The organism is Dehalogenimonas sp. NIT-SK1 (assembly GCF_055384165.1).
Window position 1 is genome coordinate 1,399,150 of the sequence record NZ_AP042352.1, and the last position, 14,228, is coordinate 1,413,377.

The 14,228-nt window shown below is 58.6% G+C and carries 16 protein-coding genes; 1 reads left to right on the top strand and 15 read right to left on the bottom strand.

Annotated features, from left to right (window positions below):
- Positions 1-99: 99 nt before the first annotated feature.
- The 6 genes from ACZ48S_RS07315 to thiL form a co-directional block, all read right to left on the bottom strand.
- The gene (locus ACZ48S_RS07315) at positions 100-960 is read right to left on the bottom strand and encodes a TIM barrel protein (protein ID WP_464212158.1); all 861 of its coding nucleotides are present in this window, start codon (positions 958-960) and stop codon (positions 100-102) included.
- A 25-nt stretch (positions 961-985) separates the two neighbouring features.
- Positions 986-1,870: a diacylglycerol/lipid kinase family protein gene (locus tag ACZ48S_RS07320; protein ID WP_464212160.1), complete on the bottom strand. Its 885-nt coding sequence runs from the start codon at positions 1,868-1,870 to the stop codon at positions 986-988.
- A gap of 87 nt (positions 1,871-1,957) precedes the next feature.
- Positions 1,958-2,377, bottom strand: a complete 420-nt coding sequence (ndk, locus tag ACZ48S_RS07325; RefSeq protein WP_464212162.1) for a nucleoside-diphosphate kinase — start codon at positions 2,375-2,377, stop codon at positions 1,958-1,960.
- Complete coding sequence (gene tsaB, locus ACZ48S_RS07330) at positions 2,378-3,742, bottom strand: tRNA (adenosine(37)-N6)-threonylcarbamoyltransferase complex dimerization subunit type 1 TsaB (protein WP_464212164.1); 1,365 nt, start codon at positions 3,740-3,742, stop codon at positions 2,378-2,380.
- Positions 3,739-4,218, bottom strand: a complete 480-nt coding sequence (gene tsaE, locus ACZ48S_RS07335) for a tRNA (adenosine(37)-N6)-threonylcarbamoyltransferase complex ATPase subunit type 1 TsaE (protein ID WP_464212166.1) — start codon at positions 4,216-4,218, stop codon at positions 3,739-3,741. The genes tsaB and tsaE overlap by 4 nt, the downstream gene beginning before the upstream one ends.
- 23 nt (positions 4,219-4,241) lie before the next feature.
- Positions 4,242-5,234: a thiamine-phosphate kinase gene (gene thiL, locus ACZ48S_RS07340; protein WP_464212168.1), complete on the bottom strand. Its 993-nt coding sequence runs from the start codon at positions 5,232-5,234 to the stop codon at positions 4,242-4,244.
- A 126-nt stretch (positions 5,235-5,360) separates the two neighbouring features.
- Between thiL and ACZ48S_RS07345 the strand changes: the two genes are divergently transcribed.
- Positions 5,361-5,555 (top strand): superinfection immunity protein, encoded by a 195-nt coding sequence (locus ACZ48S_RS07345; RefSeq protein ID WP_464214588.1) that lies wholly within the window; start codon positions 5,361-5,363, stop codon positions 5,553-5,555.
- A gap of 32 nt (positions 5,556-5,587) precedes the next feature.
- On the opposite strand, the gene ACZ48S_RS07350 is transcribed toward ACZ48S_RS07345, so the two are convergent.
- The 9 genes from ACZ48S_RS07350 to aroB form a co-directional block, all read right to left on the bottom strand.
- A complete protein-coding gene (locus ACZ48S_RS07350) occupies positions 5,588-6,766 on the bottom strand; it encodes a hypothetical protein (RefSeq protein ID WP_464212170.1) in 1,179 nt (392 codons plus the stop codon).
- 99 nt (positions 6,767-6,865) lie between these two features.
- Positions 6,866-7,744 (bottom strand): prephenate dehydrogenase, encoded by an 879-nt coding sequence (locus tag ACZ48S_RS07355; protein ID WP_464212172.1) that lies wholly within the window; start codon positions 7,742-7,744, stop codon positions 6,866-6,868.
- On the bottom strand, positions 7,745-8,812 hold the full coding sequence (gene pheA / locus ACZ48S_RS07360; protein ID WP_464212174.1) for a prephenate dehydratase: 1,068 nt from the start codon (positions 8,810-8,812) through the stop codon (positions 7,745-7,747).
- On the bottom strand, positions 8,809-9,906 hold the full coding sequence (gene aroC / locus ACZ48S_RS07365) for a chorismate synthase (RefSeq protein WP_464212176.1): 1,098 nt from the start codon (positions 9,904-9,906) through the stop codon (positions 8,809-8,811). The genes pheA and aroC overlap by 4 nt, the downstream gene beginning before the upstream one ends.
- Positions 9,899-11,158, bottom strand: coding sequence for a 3-phosphoshikimate 1-carboxyvinyltransferase (gene aroA, locus ACZ48S_RS07370; RefSeq protein ID WP_464212178.1), 1,260 nt, complete (start codon positions 11,156-11,158; stop codon positions 9,899-9,901). The genes aroC and aroA overlap by 8 nt, the downstream gene beginning before the upstream one ends.
- Positions 11,148-11,669 carry a shikimate kinase gene (locus ACZ48S_RS07375; protein WP_464212180.1) on the bottom strand — a complete coding sequence of 174 codons (522 nt, stop codon included), beginning with the start codon at positions 11,667-11,669 and terminating at the stop codon, positions 11,148-11,150. The genes aroA and ACZ48S_RS07375 overlap by 11 nt, the downstream gene beginning before the upstream one ends.
- The gene (locus ACZ48S_RS07380; RefSeq protein WP_464212182.1) at positions 11,666-12,496 is read right to left on the bottom strand and encodes a shikimate dehydrogenase; all 831 of its coding nucleotides are present in this window, start codon (positions 12,494-12,496) and stop codon (positions 11,666-11,668) included. Before ACZ48S_RS07380 ends, ACZ48S_RS07375 begins: the two co-directional genes overlap by 4 nt.
- A complete protein-coding gene (locus tag ACZ48S_RS07385) occupies positions 12,493-13,146 on the bottom strand; it encodes a type I 3-dehydroquinate dehydratase (RefSeq protein WP_464212184.1) in 654 nt (217 codons plus the stop codon). Before ACZ48S_RS07385 ends, ACZ48S_RS07380 begins: the two co-directional genes overlap by 4 nt.
- Positions 13,143-14,225, bottom strand: coding sequence for a 3-dehydroquinate synthase (aroB, locus tag ACZ48S_RS07390; protein ID WP_464212186.1), 1,083 nt, complete (start codon positions 14,223-14,225; stop codon positions 13,143-13,145). Before aroB ends, ACZ48S_RS07385 begins: the two co-directional genes overlap by 4 nt.
- Between the last annotated feature and the right edge of the window lie 3 nt (positions 14,226-14,228).

Here is a 14,228-nt window from a genome sequence, read left to right on the forward strand (position 1 = left end):
CCTCAATTGCGTCAATAATGGGGGGAAAAGACTGAGAATATTATGTATATTATAGCAGAAGCCGGAGTCAAGCAAAAACTTGCCGCCCTCACCGCTTGACTAGGCCGGCCGCGGGGCGATTTCCAGCCAGGTCCGCTGCAGCAGCAGCGCGTCGTCTTCTATATTGGGGCTTTCACAGATGAGCATGCCGGCGGCGTTGTAATCAGCCAGCGCCTGCAGCAGCTCCGCGTAATGATAATCAGTTTCCGCCAAGTTGAGGTGCCGCCGCTCGCCGCCTTTGCCGGCCTCGATGCCGGAAACGTGCAGGTGCAGGTCCGCCAGCGCTTCCGGTCCGAGTACCTCACCCACCTTGTTGAGCACCTCGGAAAACTCGGCGTAGCTGTTGTAGCGGCCGGTGGCGGCGTAAAGGTGAGCAAAATCTATGGCAGGGGCCACGCCCGGCAGTTCTTTGGATAGGCGCAGTATTTCCGCCAGGGTGCCGAATGAAGTGATTTTACCGGCCAGTTCCGGCCGCAGGGTTATACTGACGTTTTCATCACGCAGCTTGGCCAGCACTATTTCAAGCTGGTTTTTTATCTCGGCGTAAACCGTTTCCGGGTCACCCTTGAGATAATAGCCGGCGTGGAACACCAGGCTGCCGGCTCCGGCCAGGGCGGCCACCCGGGCGGCGCGGTGCAGCGTGCCCGATGACTGGCGCCGCTTTACTTCATCAGCGGCGTTGAGATTGAGAAAATAAGGCGCGTGGCAGGAGAGCTTCAGACCCAGCTTGCCGGCCACATAAGCCACCGGCGGCGCCGTCTTGTCGTTCAGGTAGACGTTGCGCACGAACTCAATTTCCATGCCGGTCAGGCCGAGTTCGGCCACCCGCCGCAGCCCGGCCACGGTATCGCCGGAGCCTTTGGTGCTGGCCGGAATACCGGCGGTACCGAAATGAAGCATATCCGTTAAGTATAATGGCACAGCGCGGCCCGCGGCAAACCGGCCTTCAGCGGACGATGAAGTTGATGGCCTGTCGTCGGACTATTATGTCAACCGGCATCCGGTCCACGATGATATCACCATCACCCTGCACCGACTGGCGGTCAGCGCAGCCGATGGTAATCCGGCTGCCTTCGGCGATGAAGCGGATTGCTTTCTTTCGGCGGCGCAGCAGGACGTCGAGCGCGGTATCAGTGATGCTCTGCGGTGACCATTTTTCCAGCACCAGCACCTCCACCTTGCCGTCATCCAGCCGGGAGGAGTCATGAATGTGGTACTGCGGCAGACCCAGCACGCCGGTATTGGTGACGTGAATCTCCACCGCCCGGACCGGGTACAGCCGGCCGTCAATGGTCAGTTCATAATCATAGGGCACGATACGGCCTGACGCGCGGACGGCGCCGATGACATAGGAAAACATGCCGGTCATCACTTTTTCCGTGTCCTTCAAGCCGTCCAGCGAGACGGAAGAAATACCGGCGGAGATATTAAGCAGATGCAGCCTTCCGCCGACCTCCATGGCGTCTACCGCCCGCTCATTATCCGAGGAAGCCGCCAGTTTTATGGCCCGGGAGGTAGACAATGGAATCCGCAGCATGCGGGCCATGGTATTTGCAGTGCCCGCCGGGATTATGGCCAGCCGGTGCGGCCGGCCGTACAGCTGACTGGCCGCCAGGCTGACGGTACCGTCACCGCCGACAGCGATAAACGAGCGACAGCCGGCAGCGGCAGCCCGGTCAACAGCTGCGGCTACGCCCTTCCCATCCTCAATGCGGTGAATCTCCAGCCGCGCCCCGGCACGGGCAAAAGCCCTCTCCAGGTCACGGCAGACATTGGGGCGAAAATAGGCGGCTCTTTTTGATACCAGGGCTAAAAAGTACCGTTCACTCATATCCTGGGGCTGCTTTCATCTTTTCCGCCGATTTCATCGGCTTTTGTGTATTGCCCGGACATTCCGCGGTTAAAGATTCAGTGGCGCCTAGTAAGATACGATGTCTTCAGGCTTGAAGTAGAGCGGTATCTCGTATTCAGCCGTTTCCGGAGAGTCGGACCCGTGCACCGCGTTGCGCTCAATGTTCTCGGCGAAATCCTTGCGTATAGTACCCGGCTCCGCCTTGGCAGGGTCAGTGGCGCCCATGGCGGCGCGCACCCGGCTGATGACATCCTGACCCTCGAAAACGGCGGCCACTACCGGGCCGGATGTTATATAGTTGACCACGCTGCTGAAGAATGGCCTTTCGCGGTGAACAGCGTAATGCTTTTCCGCGGTTTGGCGGGACATTTTCATCATCCGCGCCGCCACCAGTTTGGCGCCGGTGGCCTCAAGCCGGGCCAGGATGGCTCCGGTGTTGCCTTTCTCCACGCCGTCGGGTTTTACCAGTACCAGTATTCTTTCCATTTATGCTCCTTTATTTGATTTCATATTTATCAGCGCCAGCACTGAGGCGGCATCCAGTTCTTCCATGGAATCAACCACCGCGTCGGCCGCGGCCAGCTTGGCCGGAGGATGAGTGCTGCTTACCGCGGCTACCGCCATTCCGGCGCGCCGGGCCGCTTCCACTCCGGCTACCGCATCTTCTATAACCAGGCAGGCTGACGGCTCCAGGTCCAGTTTGGCGGCCGCCTTGAGGAATACTTCCGGCTCCGGCTTCCCTTTGACCACCTGGCTGCCGTCTACAACCGCCTCTATGAAAGGCTCCAGCTCCAGTTCTCTGATGACCAGCTCCACATTCTGCGGCGGCGCCGATGAGGCAACCGCCTGGCGGAAACCGCTTTCTTTTAAGTTGCGCATCAGTTCCAGGACGCCGGGGAATGCCCGGGCCTGGCCGGTCAGCATCTGCCGGTAGATTGTTTCCTTATCCCGGGCGATTCTATTTATATCATCCGGCGGCAGCGGCCGTCCGGCGGTATGGGCCACAACATCATCGCTTCGCCGGCCGAAAGTAGCCTTAAACTGCTCCCGGTTCATGTCCAGGCCGACCTTGCCCAGCGCCTGCCGCCAGGACTGGAAATGCAGTTCGACGGAGTCAATTATAACACCATCCATATCCCAGATTACACCCCGTTCCGGCAGACCAAACCTGGGGCGCGGCTTTTTGGACGGCGTTATCTGCGGCCGGCGCAGGTAGAGCGCCTGCAGCGATTCAGGAGTATCGGCGCGGCCTTTTTCCTGGTATTCCAGTCCAAGCAGGCCCAGCGCCGCGACGCGGCTGAGGGGTAATTCAAAGGCTATTTCCAGTTCAGGCCTGGCCTGACGCAGCAGATCCAGCAGCCGCTCCGGCAGTTCACCGGTCACCAATGCCTCCTCCGGCAACGCCGCCGCCAATTGCTGAGGTGTCATCGCCTGTTCGGTCATAATCCGGCGCGACCGGCTTCCTTCCATGATAAAAGAGGCCACCGCGTAATCATGACCCAGCGGCAGGACGGACCACACCTCCCGGCCGGCAACCGGAAAACGGCGGGCTTCGGCCTCCAGGGTACTTATGCCGATGAGCGGTTTTGCCAGGGCGAAGGCCAGTCCCTTGGCGTTGGCGATACCCACCCGCACTCCATTGTAGCTGCCCGGTCCGCGGGTGACGACAACAGCGTCAACCTCCGGCAGAGTAAGGCCTGCCGATTCCAGCAGGTTTTCCAGCCGCGGCAAAAGCTCCACTGTCTGGTTGTGGCAGGTCTGCCAGCTGGCCTGGGTCACTATTTGTTTTCTCTTGACCAGGGCCAGGCCGGTACTGGACGTGGCGGTATCAATAGCCAGGACCAGTGTCATAATTTGTTATCCATTCCGGCGGCAATATCCTCCAGCATTTTTTCGTAGCGGCTTCCGCGGGCGGTGAAGGCCAGGCGGCGAGAACCGGAATCGGTGTATTTCAGACTGACAGCCAGGTGTTCCTCAGGCATCAGCCCTTCGGCCCTGTCAGCCCACTCCACTACGGTAACGCCGCGGCCGTAAAAATAATCATCCAGCCCCAGGTCGGAAATCTCCGGCAGCGCTTCCAGCCGGTACAGGTCCAGGTGGTACAGCGGCAGCCGTCCCTCCAACTGGCGCATCAGCACAAAGGTGGGGCTCATGACGGATTCTTTAATGTCCAAGCCGGCGGCCAGTCCCTGGGTGAAGGTGGTTTTTCCCGCCCCCAGCGGTCCGTCCAGCAGGATGACGTCGCCGGCAGCCGCCGCCTGTCCGGCAACATAACCTGCTCGCTGCGTGGCCTCGGCATTTTCTGTTTTTATCTTCAACAATTTCATACAAAGCCTGCTCAACCGGAGGGTTAAAAATGTCGCCAGCCGGTACTGTCGGCCAGCGGCATCACCCTACCGTCCGGGTCGATTACTTCCAAATGGTCCGCCGGGCCGGTAATCCGGCCGATAATGCTTATCGGGCAGTCCGTTTCCGCCGCCGCGGCTTCAATGACTTCCCGCGGGGCGGTCAACAGCAGTTCATAGTCTTCACCGCCTCGAAAAGCCAATTCCCGGGCGCCGCTGACGCCCCCTGCGGTCAGGCCGGTATGCAGCGGCACTCGCGCCGCCTCCAGCCGCGCCCCGACCCCGCTGGCCTTCAGGATATGGCCCAGGTCCGAGAGCAGCCCGTCACTGATATCAATGGCGCATTTGACGCCATGCCGCGCAAGTATTTGTCCCTCATCCAGCCGCGGCTGTGGTTTCCAGAAAGCCTGCCGCAGCCTGGCCGATGCCTCTTCAGTTACGTTAAGTGAGCCTTCAAGCAGCTTGAACCCGGCCGCCGCGCCGCCCAGGCCGCCGGTAACGGCAACCAGGTCCCCTTCTGCAGCCTGGGAACGATATAGGATACGGGACTCATCATCCGTCTCTCCAATAACGGAAACATGAACGCTGAGTTCAGCGGCGCGGCTTATATTGCCACCGGCGACAATGGTGCCGGTGGCAGAAGCCAGGTCGAGCAGACCGCGGTAAAACTCCGTCACGTTTTCAACTTCGGTGTCCTCCGGCAGCAGCAGGGAAACCAGCGCGTAAACCGGCCGGCCTCCCATGGCGGCGATGTCGGACAGATTGACCGCCAGCGCTTTCCAGCCCAGGCACTCCCAATCAAGGTACTGCCGACGGAAATGAACACCTTCGGTCAGACAATCAACCGTTGCCAGCTGGTACTTCTCGGAGGGCTTAACCACCGCGGTATCGTCACCGATACCGGTCAGCAGCGCTCCCTGGCCGGTCGGCCACAGCCGGTCTATCTCGGCGGCGATAAGCTCTATCAGCTTGAATTCGTCCGGTCTTGCCTTTTTCACAGTCAGAAATTATAGCATATCAGCCGCCGTTTCCCGCGGCGGAGATGCGGGTTGCCCGGCGGATATTTTTCAGGTAATCTATTTACAGCATTTTTTTACCGGAGAATAATGACAATGTTAGAAGGTATATTCGGCTTTTTCTTCGCCAGTTTTTTCGGGCTGGTTTCCTTTGTGTTCAGCCTGGCGCTTTATTTCCTGCCCACTATTATCGCCGTCGCCGGCAAGCGCCGCAACACCCTGGCCATCTTCCTGCTGAATCTGCTGCTGGGCTGGACTTTCATCGGCTGGGTAATAGCCCTGGTATGGGCGGTAAAAAAATAACGCTCATCCACCCCGGTAGTCACCATTAACAGCTATGACCGGTGGTGCTGGTGAACCTGCGAAAGGATGATGCCGGCCAAGCCCAGGGCACCGGTGAATATACTGAAGAACAGCAGCGGGCGGGTAGCGCTTTCCACGACGCCCGGCAGCCACAACTGAACTGCCGCGGGCACCTGCCCGAAATCGGTACCGACTCCGACCAAAGAGTTGGTCACCATGATGCCGACAAAGGAAATCAGACCATAGACGAACAGCACGACACCGGCGTAAAGCATTAGCTTCCACCGGTCACGCAGCATCAGGTAGGCCAGGCCGAGAAGCAGCGCCATACCCAGCAGCAGGCCGAAAAAGCCCGCCTGGAAGTAGCCTACATAGGTCTTTACCTGTTCGATCTCCGCCTCAAGGTCGGCAAAAGCCTGGTTAAGCGCCTCCGGCGCGCCTTCAAAGGCCGCCGAGTCAATTTCAATAGGCTCCTGCAGATAAACGCCTATCTCCGTTTCAAAGAAATAGTTGAAAAGCTGCTGCTTCTGCAGCGGAGACAACTCGGCCAGCTCCGGCGGCGGATACTGGTTATAGACATCCAGCATGGTCTGATAGATCACCCGGTAGGGTTCTTCATCAAGGTCGATATAAATATGCAGTTCATCGCTCTGGCCCAGCATATACTGCTGGAAAGCCGGAACTACTTCCCGCAGCGTATCATAAAACCAGCCGTCCAGCTTAACCATGGCGTCACCGATATAATCGGTCAGGTAGGAAAAGGTGGGGCTGAGGTCAGTGCCGAGATTGCGCAGCATCATTTCTTCGGCCAGGTCAGCCCAGTCCAGCCGGTCAGCCAGCGAATACACCAGCTGCGGGTCAAAAACCGTTTCTCCCAGCGCCTGCGGCAGGTCCAGGGTGTCTGAGCGGCCGAGGATATAATCATAAAAACGGTCCACCGCCCCGGCAGCGGCCTGCTTCAATTCACCAGAGTATTCGGGCAGTTCTTCGTCCAGGAAAAGACGAACCGCGTCGGGCATATCACGAATAGCGCCGCTGGCAACCACTTCTTCGGTCAGGAGTTCAGCCACATCCAGTTTTCCAACCTGGTTGTTGATAAAGCTAGGATTGAGAAGGGTAAGTTGCACCGTCAGACCAACCCCGGTCAGGAGCAGGGCCGCAAATAAAACAAAGCCTATTATGCCCAGGCCGACAGCTCTTAAAAATCCCATCCGACTCCGCCAGCAGAATAATTAGACCCGGTAACCATTATCATGGCCGGATGAGGTTTAAGTCAAATCAGAGGGGGAGGTTTCACCGCGGAAAGCGCCTCACTCCAAGCGACGATTAGCCAGGTGATACAGCTTCTGATAGGATGCTCCAAAGTCCGGATTAGCCGCTTCCAGGGTGTTTTTCAACTTGCTCATCCGGTCGATAAATTCCTCGCGGCGGCCCTGGCTGACCAGCTCGGCCCAGTCGGCCGCCTTTTCACCAAACAGTTTTTCCATGGGCGGCAGCGACGGCAGATTCAGCTGCAGTGAAGCGTATAGAGCCGGGTCCTCGGAAAGAACGCTTTCAACCAGCGTAAGCAGCGCCTTGTAGGTAATGCCTCCGGCGCCGTTCATCTCTGTCAGTTCATCCAGGCTGACCAGGGCATCGGCGGTAACAATGGCAATAAAGTGGGCCAGCCCCAGCGAAATAGACATCAGCCGGTCATGCTCTTCAGGAGTGGTGACGCGCACACGGGCGCCGTGTTCAGTCAACCATGCGGAAACTGAATCAGCCAGCTTTTCTTCCTCGTCGTCAGTCGGCGTCAAAATGACGTTCTGCCCATTGAGACTTTCAGCGCCTGGACCGAACACCGGATGAACCCCCAATATGGCCGCGCTGCCGAAAAAGCGGTGCATAACCGTTACCGGCATTACCTTGACCGAGGTCAGGTCAAATATCCGCTGGCCCTGGCGGATATGCGGCGACAGCGTTTCGCAGACCAGTTCAAAGCGGTCCACCGGCACCGATATGACCACCACATCCGCTCCGGCCACCGCTTCCGGCCGGTCAGTCGCGGCCACACCCAGTTCTACGGCAGCAGCGGCCAGCTTATCCTTATCACGGCCGATAATGGTAACCTGATGCCCCTCGTTTTTTAGAAAACCGGCGAACCAGGAACCCATCTTGCCATAACCGCCGACAATAGCGATCTTTTTCAATTACCTGGCCCTCGGATAGGAACCCAGGATTTTAATGAACAGCACGTGATCCTCCAGCGACGGCAGCGCCGCCTGAAAATTATCGTTCTGCCGATGGCCTTCAAAATCCAGGTAAAAGTTATACTCCCACGCTTTTTTACGGGTCGGACGGCTTTCAATCTTGGTCAGGTTGATCTTATGCTCCGCCAATACCCGCAGGAATTCGTACAGCGCGCCCGGACGATGCTTGACGGCGAAAACCATTGAAGTTTTATCATCACCGGAGGGCGGAGCGTCTTTACGGCCGATGGCGAAGAAACGGGTGAAATTATTCGGGTTGTCCTGGATATCGCGGGCCAGTATCTTCATGCCGTAGATGGCTGAAGCGCGTTCACCGGCAATGGCGGCACCGTCGGTAATCTTTTTTTCTTTTATCATTTTGACCGAACCGGCGGTGTCATAGGTAGGAATCAGCTCAAAGTTGAGCTGCCGCAGAAAACTGCCGCACTGGCCCAGCGCCTGCGGGTGAGAATAAATGCGCCGGACGCTGTCCAGCGTCGCGCCGGGATTGCCGATGAGGCAATGATTTACCGGCAGGTGCAACTCACCCGAGACCATCAGCGAAGACTCCAGCATCAAATCATAAGAGCGGGAGATACTGCCTTCAATGGAGTTTTCCATGGGTATGATACCGAACTGGACGGAGCCGCTTTCTACTTCGTGGAATACGTCTTCCAGCGTGGCGCGGGCTTTGAGTGAAGCCCGGGAACCGAAATACTCCAGGGCAGCCTGTTCTGAATAGGCCCCGGGCTCTCCCTGGAAAGCCACGCTCCGCGATTGCCGCTGACGCGCCAGCTTGATTATGGACTGGTATAATTCCACCACCTCGTCGGCGGTCATGCCGCCGGCGGCGCCGGCTCCGGTCACGTGCTCAATGACCTGCCGCTCCCGTCCCAGGTCCTGCGGCGGTACTTCTCCGGCGGCTTTTTCCCGTCCGATGGCTTCAGCCACCGACAGACGCTCCGCCAGCGCCTTGATTATATCGTCGTCGAGTTCATCAACCCGGCGGCGCAGTTCTTCCAGACTCATGACAACACCCTTTTTATTACTCCGGCGCGCAGGGCCAGGTCAGCCAGCACCACCGCCGTCATTGATTCTATCACCACCGCCGCCCGCGGCACGATGCAGGTATCATGTCGTCCGCCGACATTGATGGTAGCCGGCTCTCCGGTCTCCAGGTCCACACTATCCTGCGATTTACCTATGGAAGGAGTCGGCTTGACCGCCAGCCGGACCAGCAGCGGCATGCCGTTGCTGATGCCGCCCAGGATGCCGCCGGCGTTATTGGTTGCTGTCAGAACGCGGCTGTCAACCACTTTATAAGCGTCGTTATCCTGCGAACCCTTCATTCCGGCCGCCGCGAAGCCGGCCCCGAATTCCACGCCCTTGACCGCCGGCACGGCGTAGTATGCCTTGGCCAGGCAGCCCTCCAGCGTATCAAAGACCGGCTCACCCAGTCCCACCGGCAGGCCCTCCGCCCTGACTTCAATGACGCCGCCCACCGAATCACTATCCCGCCCGGCCGCCTTAATCGCCTCAATCATACTCTCCGCCGCGGCGGCGTCAGCGCAGGTAACCTCATTGGCCGCGGCGACGCGGCGGATGGTCTCAATTTGCGGCGGCGGACTGGCCTTAACCCCGCCGATTTCCACTGTATGAGCCACCATCTCGATACCAATGGTTGAAAGCAGCTTTTTAGCTACCGCTCCGGCCATCACAAACCCGGCGGTGACGCGGCCGGAAAAACGGCCGGACCCCCGCCAGTCATGCCAGCCGCCGTATTTCCGCCAGGCGGTAAAATCAGCATGTCCCGGGCGGGCCAGGTGTTTTACTTTTTCATATTCGGAGGAATCAATGTTTTTATTCCAGATGGCCAGGCATATCGGAGCTCCGGTGGTATGATGGTTAAATATGCCGGAAAAAATCTCCACCCGGTCTTCTTCCCTGCGGGCCGTTGCCAGAGGACGGCCGGCGCCGCTCTTACGCTTGTCCGCCTCGCGCTGAATATCCTCGGCTGTTATCGGCAGCCCTGCCGGACAGCCGTCAATCACAATCCCAATACAGTCGCCGTGACTTTCCCCGAAGCTGGTAATACGGAACATTTCACCCAGTGAGTTATTCATCCAGCAGCCTCACATCCCCGCCGGCCAGGCGGAAATCATCCCAAAAGCCGGGGTAGGTTTTATTGACGCATTCGGCGCTTTCGATAATAGTATCACCGCACTTTGTCGCCAGCATGGCAAAGGCCATGGCGATGCGATGATCGTCAAAGCTGTCAATAACCGCACCATGCGGCTGGCCTCCGGTAATAACCAGGGAGTCGCTTTCTTCTTCCACATCAACCCCCATGCGCTTCAGATTGTCTGCCGTGGCGCTGACTCGGTCAGACTCCTTGAGCCTGGCTCTTTCCAAACCGGTAAGGATGCTCCTGCCTTCCGCCGCGGCTGCCAGGCAGGCTACGGTGGGCAGCAGGTCTATAGCCTCATTGAGGTCAACCACCAGGCCCTTCGGCTCGGATTTATCGATGATTAGCTCTTCGCCGCTGACACTCACCCGGACGCCCATCCGGCGCAAGCAGTTTAACATGAATTTATCGGCCTGGAAACTGTCCTTGTTCAATCCGGTCACGCTAATGGACCCGGACAAAGCTCCCAGTCCCAGGAAGTAAGAGGCGCTGGACCAGTCACCCTCAATCAGGTAGCTGGCCGGATGATATGGCTGATTCTCCACCCGGAAGCTGGTCATATTGCTGTCATATTCAATTTTAACGCCGAAACGCCGCAGGCAGCCTACCGTCATCCGCAGGTACTGACGGGATTCCGCCGCTGTATTCAGACTGACGGCCAGGCCTTCCGGCAGCAGCGGGGCGGCCAGCAGCAGGCCGGAGATGTACTGAGAACTGATATCTCCCGGCAGCGCAATTTCAGCCGTTTCTGCCCCGCCGCCGCGGATGTCGAGATATCCATCAGTCAGTTCGGCGCCAACTCCCAATTGCTCCAGCGAGTCCAATAGCGGCTGCATCGGCCGGCGCGCCAGGCCGGGGGCAAAGGTTATGCGGCTTGGCCCGTTTAGGGCGGCGCATACCGGAGTTAAGAAGCGCAGCGTGGCCGCGGACTGGCGGCAGTCAAGTTCATCAGCCGTCGGCCTTAAATTACCGCCGGTTATTTTCCAGTAAGCCGGCTGACGTTCAATTTGCGCTCCCAGCTTGCCCAGGACCTCCGCCGCGGCCTCGGTATCCTCGGATGACAGCGGGTGGTAAATGCGGCTCTCACCTTCTGCCAGCGCCGCGGCGAAAAGAGCGCGGATGGTATAGCTCTTTGACGCTGGAGCGGCTATGGTGCCGCTGATTTGGCTTTTACAGATTTCAGCTTTCATTGGTGTTCAATATGTCCGTTATTTCCCGGACTACCGCCGCTGCCGGTCGGTTGCCCGTATTTATGATAATATCCGCCGCAGCCTCATACAGCGGCTGCCGGTAGGCCAACAATTCGCTGACAGTCCGCGCCCAGTCCGGGCGTTCCAGCAGCGGCCGCTTCCGGCTTCGGGCCAGTCTCTCCCGGAGTACTCTCTCTTCCGTCTTCAAATAGATGATGATTGCTGACTTTTTCAGCCGCCCGACATTGTCCGGCCGTAGCACTACTCCACCGCCGCAGGCGATAACCGAATTTTGCGCTTCAGCAACCGCCGAGTCAATGACCTCTTCTTCGATATCCCTAAATTCCTTTTCTCCCTTAGTCCGGAAAATTTCCGAAATACTCATGCCGGCCCGCCGCTCTATGAGACGATCGGTCTCAATAAAACGACAGCCGAGACTGGCGGCCAGCTTTTTACCGACCGTTGATTTTCCGGTACCCATAAAGCCGATAAGAGCAACGCTCATTCTCATTCCAGGGTCGCCTCGGCGGACTGCCTCATAACTTCCCGGGGCGCGGCGCGGCCGGTCCATAACTCAAAAGACAGCGCTCCCTGCTCCAGCAGCATTTCCAGCCCTCCGATAACGGCACAGCCTGAAGCCCTGGCTTCGCTCAGCAGCCGGGTCTGCCGGGGCCGGTACACGGTGTCAAAAACAGTCAGGCCCGGGCGCAGCAGACCCGGCGGCAGGGGTGAGGCGGTTTCACCCGGACTCATACCGATACTGGTGGCGTTGACCACCAATGAAGCGCCTTCCAGCGCTTTACGATAACCATTGTCATGCATTTCAAAGGCGGCAGCGCCGGTTTCTTCAGCCAAAGCTTCGGCTTTTCTGAAAGTCCTGTTTATAATCGCCACCTCCGTTCCGGCCCGGACCAGGGCAAAAACCAAAGCACGGGCTGCCCCGCCGGCACCCAGCACCACCGCCTTTTGCCCTTCACACCGGTAACCGCTGCCGCGCAGCGCGGTCATGAACCCGGCCGCGTCCGTGTTGTAGCCGGTAAGACAGCCGTTATCATTGACAATGGTATTGACGGCGCCGATGCGCTCTGCCTGAGGTTCCAGTTTGTCCAATAGAGGCAGCACCGCGGTCTTATACGGCAGCGTCACATTTACCCCGGCCAGTCCCATTCCCCGGATGCCGCTGACAGAGGCCGCCAGCTCCTTTTCAGCCACCTGGAAAGCCAGGTAAATATAATTCATTCCCAGCGCCTGGAAAGCGCTGTTGTGCATGGCCGGCGACACGGAATGAGCCACCGGATTGCCGAATAAGCCGGTTAATCTGGTATTTGTGTCTGTCATAATGGCAATAGTTGGTAGATTTCAGTCAGCTGCTGAGCCGTCAATTGCCCCGGTGCTGATGTTTTTCCTTCCTCCATGGCGGCGTAAGTTAATTCAGCCCCGGCCAGCGGCGCCAGCAGCCGGCTCAGCAGTCCTTCCTGTCCCATGCCGAAAACTATCAGGCCGCAGCCTTCAAATTCCCGGTACAGCCGCAGAAGGTCCAGGTTCTGTTCAACGCTATGCGGTGTAGTTACCAGCTTGCACATATCAGCCCCGGCCGCCAGTTGACGGCCGACAATGGATTTAAGCTCCGCCGCCGGCGGCGTTTTTTCAAAATCATGGTAGGACAGCAGGCATCGGGCTCTTTTTTTAATGATATCCATCATCTTGGCCAGGTTGGGAGTGGACAGCTCCAGATCGATTATGGAGGCTCCCAGCTGCAGCGCTTTGAGCAGTTCTTCCTTGCGCTGGGCCTCGGTTCCCTGCCAGCTGCCGCCTTCCGCCGCCAGGCGGTTGCAGGCAAGCCATGGTTTGCCCAGCCTGCGTGCCACTTCTGGCCATTTCGGGCCGACCAGGTCTATGCGGACTTCAAAAATATCGGTAAACGGCCGGGCTGCTTCAATAGCCGCGGCATCGCTGTCGGTTACGACTGTACAGATGGAATGTTTCATACCCGCAGCGCCTCGTTGACCAGGTGAGAGTCAATATCATCCCGGATAACCACTTCTCCGATGCCGACCGGCAGGATGAACTTCACCCGGCCGTTCTCCACTTTCTTATCATGCAGCATGGCCTGGGTCACCGCCGGAACGGACCCGCTGGAGGAAAGGCTCACCGGCAGCCCGACCAGGGCAATTAACCGGATAATCCGTTCCATATCCGCCGGTTCCAGCAGCCCGGCCAGGTTTGCCATCCGGGCGGCGGCCGCCATGCCCGCCGCAACGGCTGTGCCGTGTGCGACCTTGAAATTGGCGACACTTTCTACGGCGTGTCCAACCGTATGACCAAAATTAAGAATCTGCCGCAGCCCGTGGTCAAGTTCATCCTGTTCCACCACGGCCGCCTTGACCCGTGCGGCCCGCTCTACGGCATAAGTCAGCGCCTGGGCGTCTTTGGCAAGCAGCGCCGTCATGTTTTCTTCCAGAAAAGCAAACAACTCGGCATCCCGGATAACAGCGCTTTTGATAATTTCCGCCAGGCCGTTGCGGATTTGGCCCGGCGGCAGCGACTGCAGTACCGCGGTATCAGCGGCCACCAGGCGCGGCTGATAAAAAACGCCGGCCATATTCTTGAGCCGCCCGGTGTTAACCGCGGTTTTGCCGCCGATGCTGGAATCAACCTGGGCCAGCAGCGTGGTCGGCACCTGCACCAGTGGGACACCGCGCTGATAGGTGGCCGCTACGAATCCGGCCAGGTCACCGATAACCCCTCCACCGAGCGCCATAATCGGAGTGCCGCGCTCCGCCCGGCGCCGGGCCAGGCCCTGGTAGATCCGGCCGGCTACCGAGAGCGACTTGAACTTCTCACCGTCAGGCACCGCGATAATCTCCGGATTGAAGCCGGACCCTTTCAGGGATTCCATCAGCCCTTCCGCGTACAATCGGGCTACCGTCCGGTTACTGATTATTATTATCCTGCCGCTGAATCCCCGGTCCAGCAGAAGATCACCCAGTTCCGACAGTACCCCTTCGCCGACACATACGGGATAAGCGCCGCCGGGGAGATTAACCTCTATCTGCTGATACGTCATGGC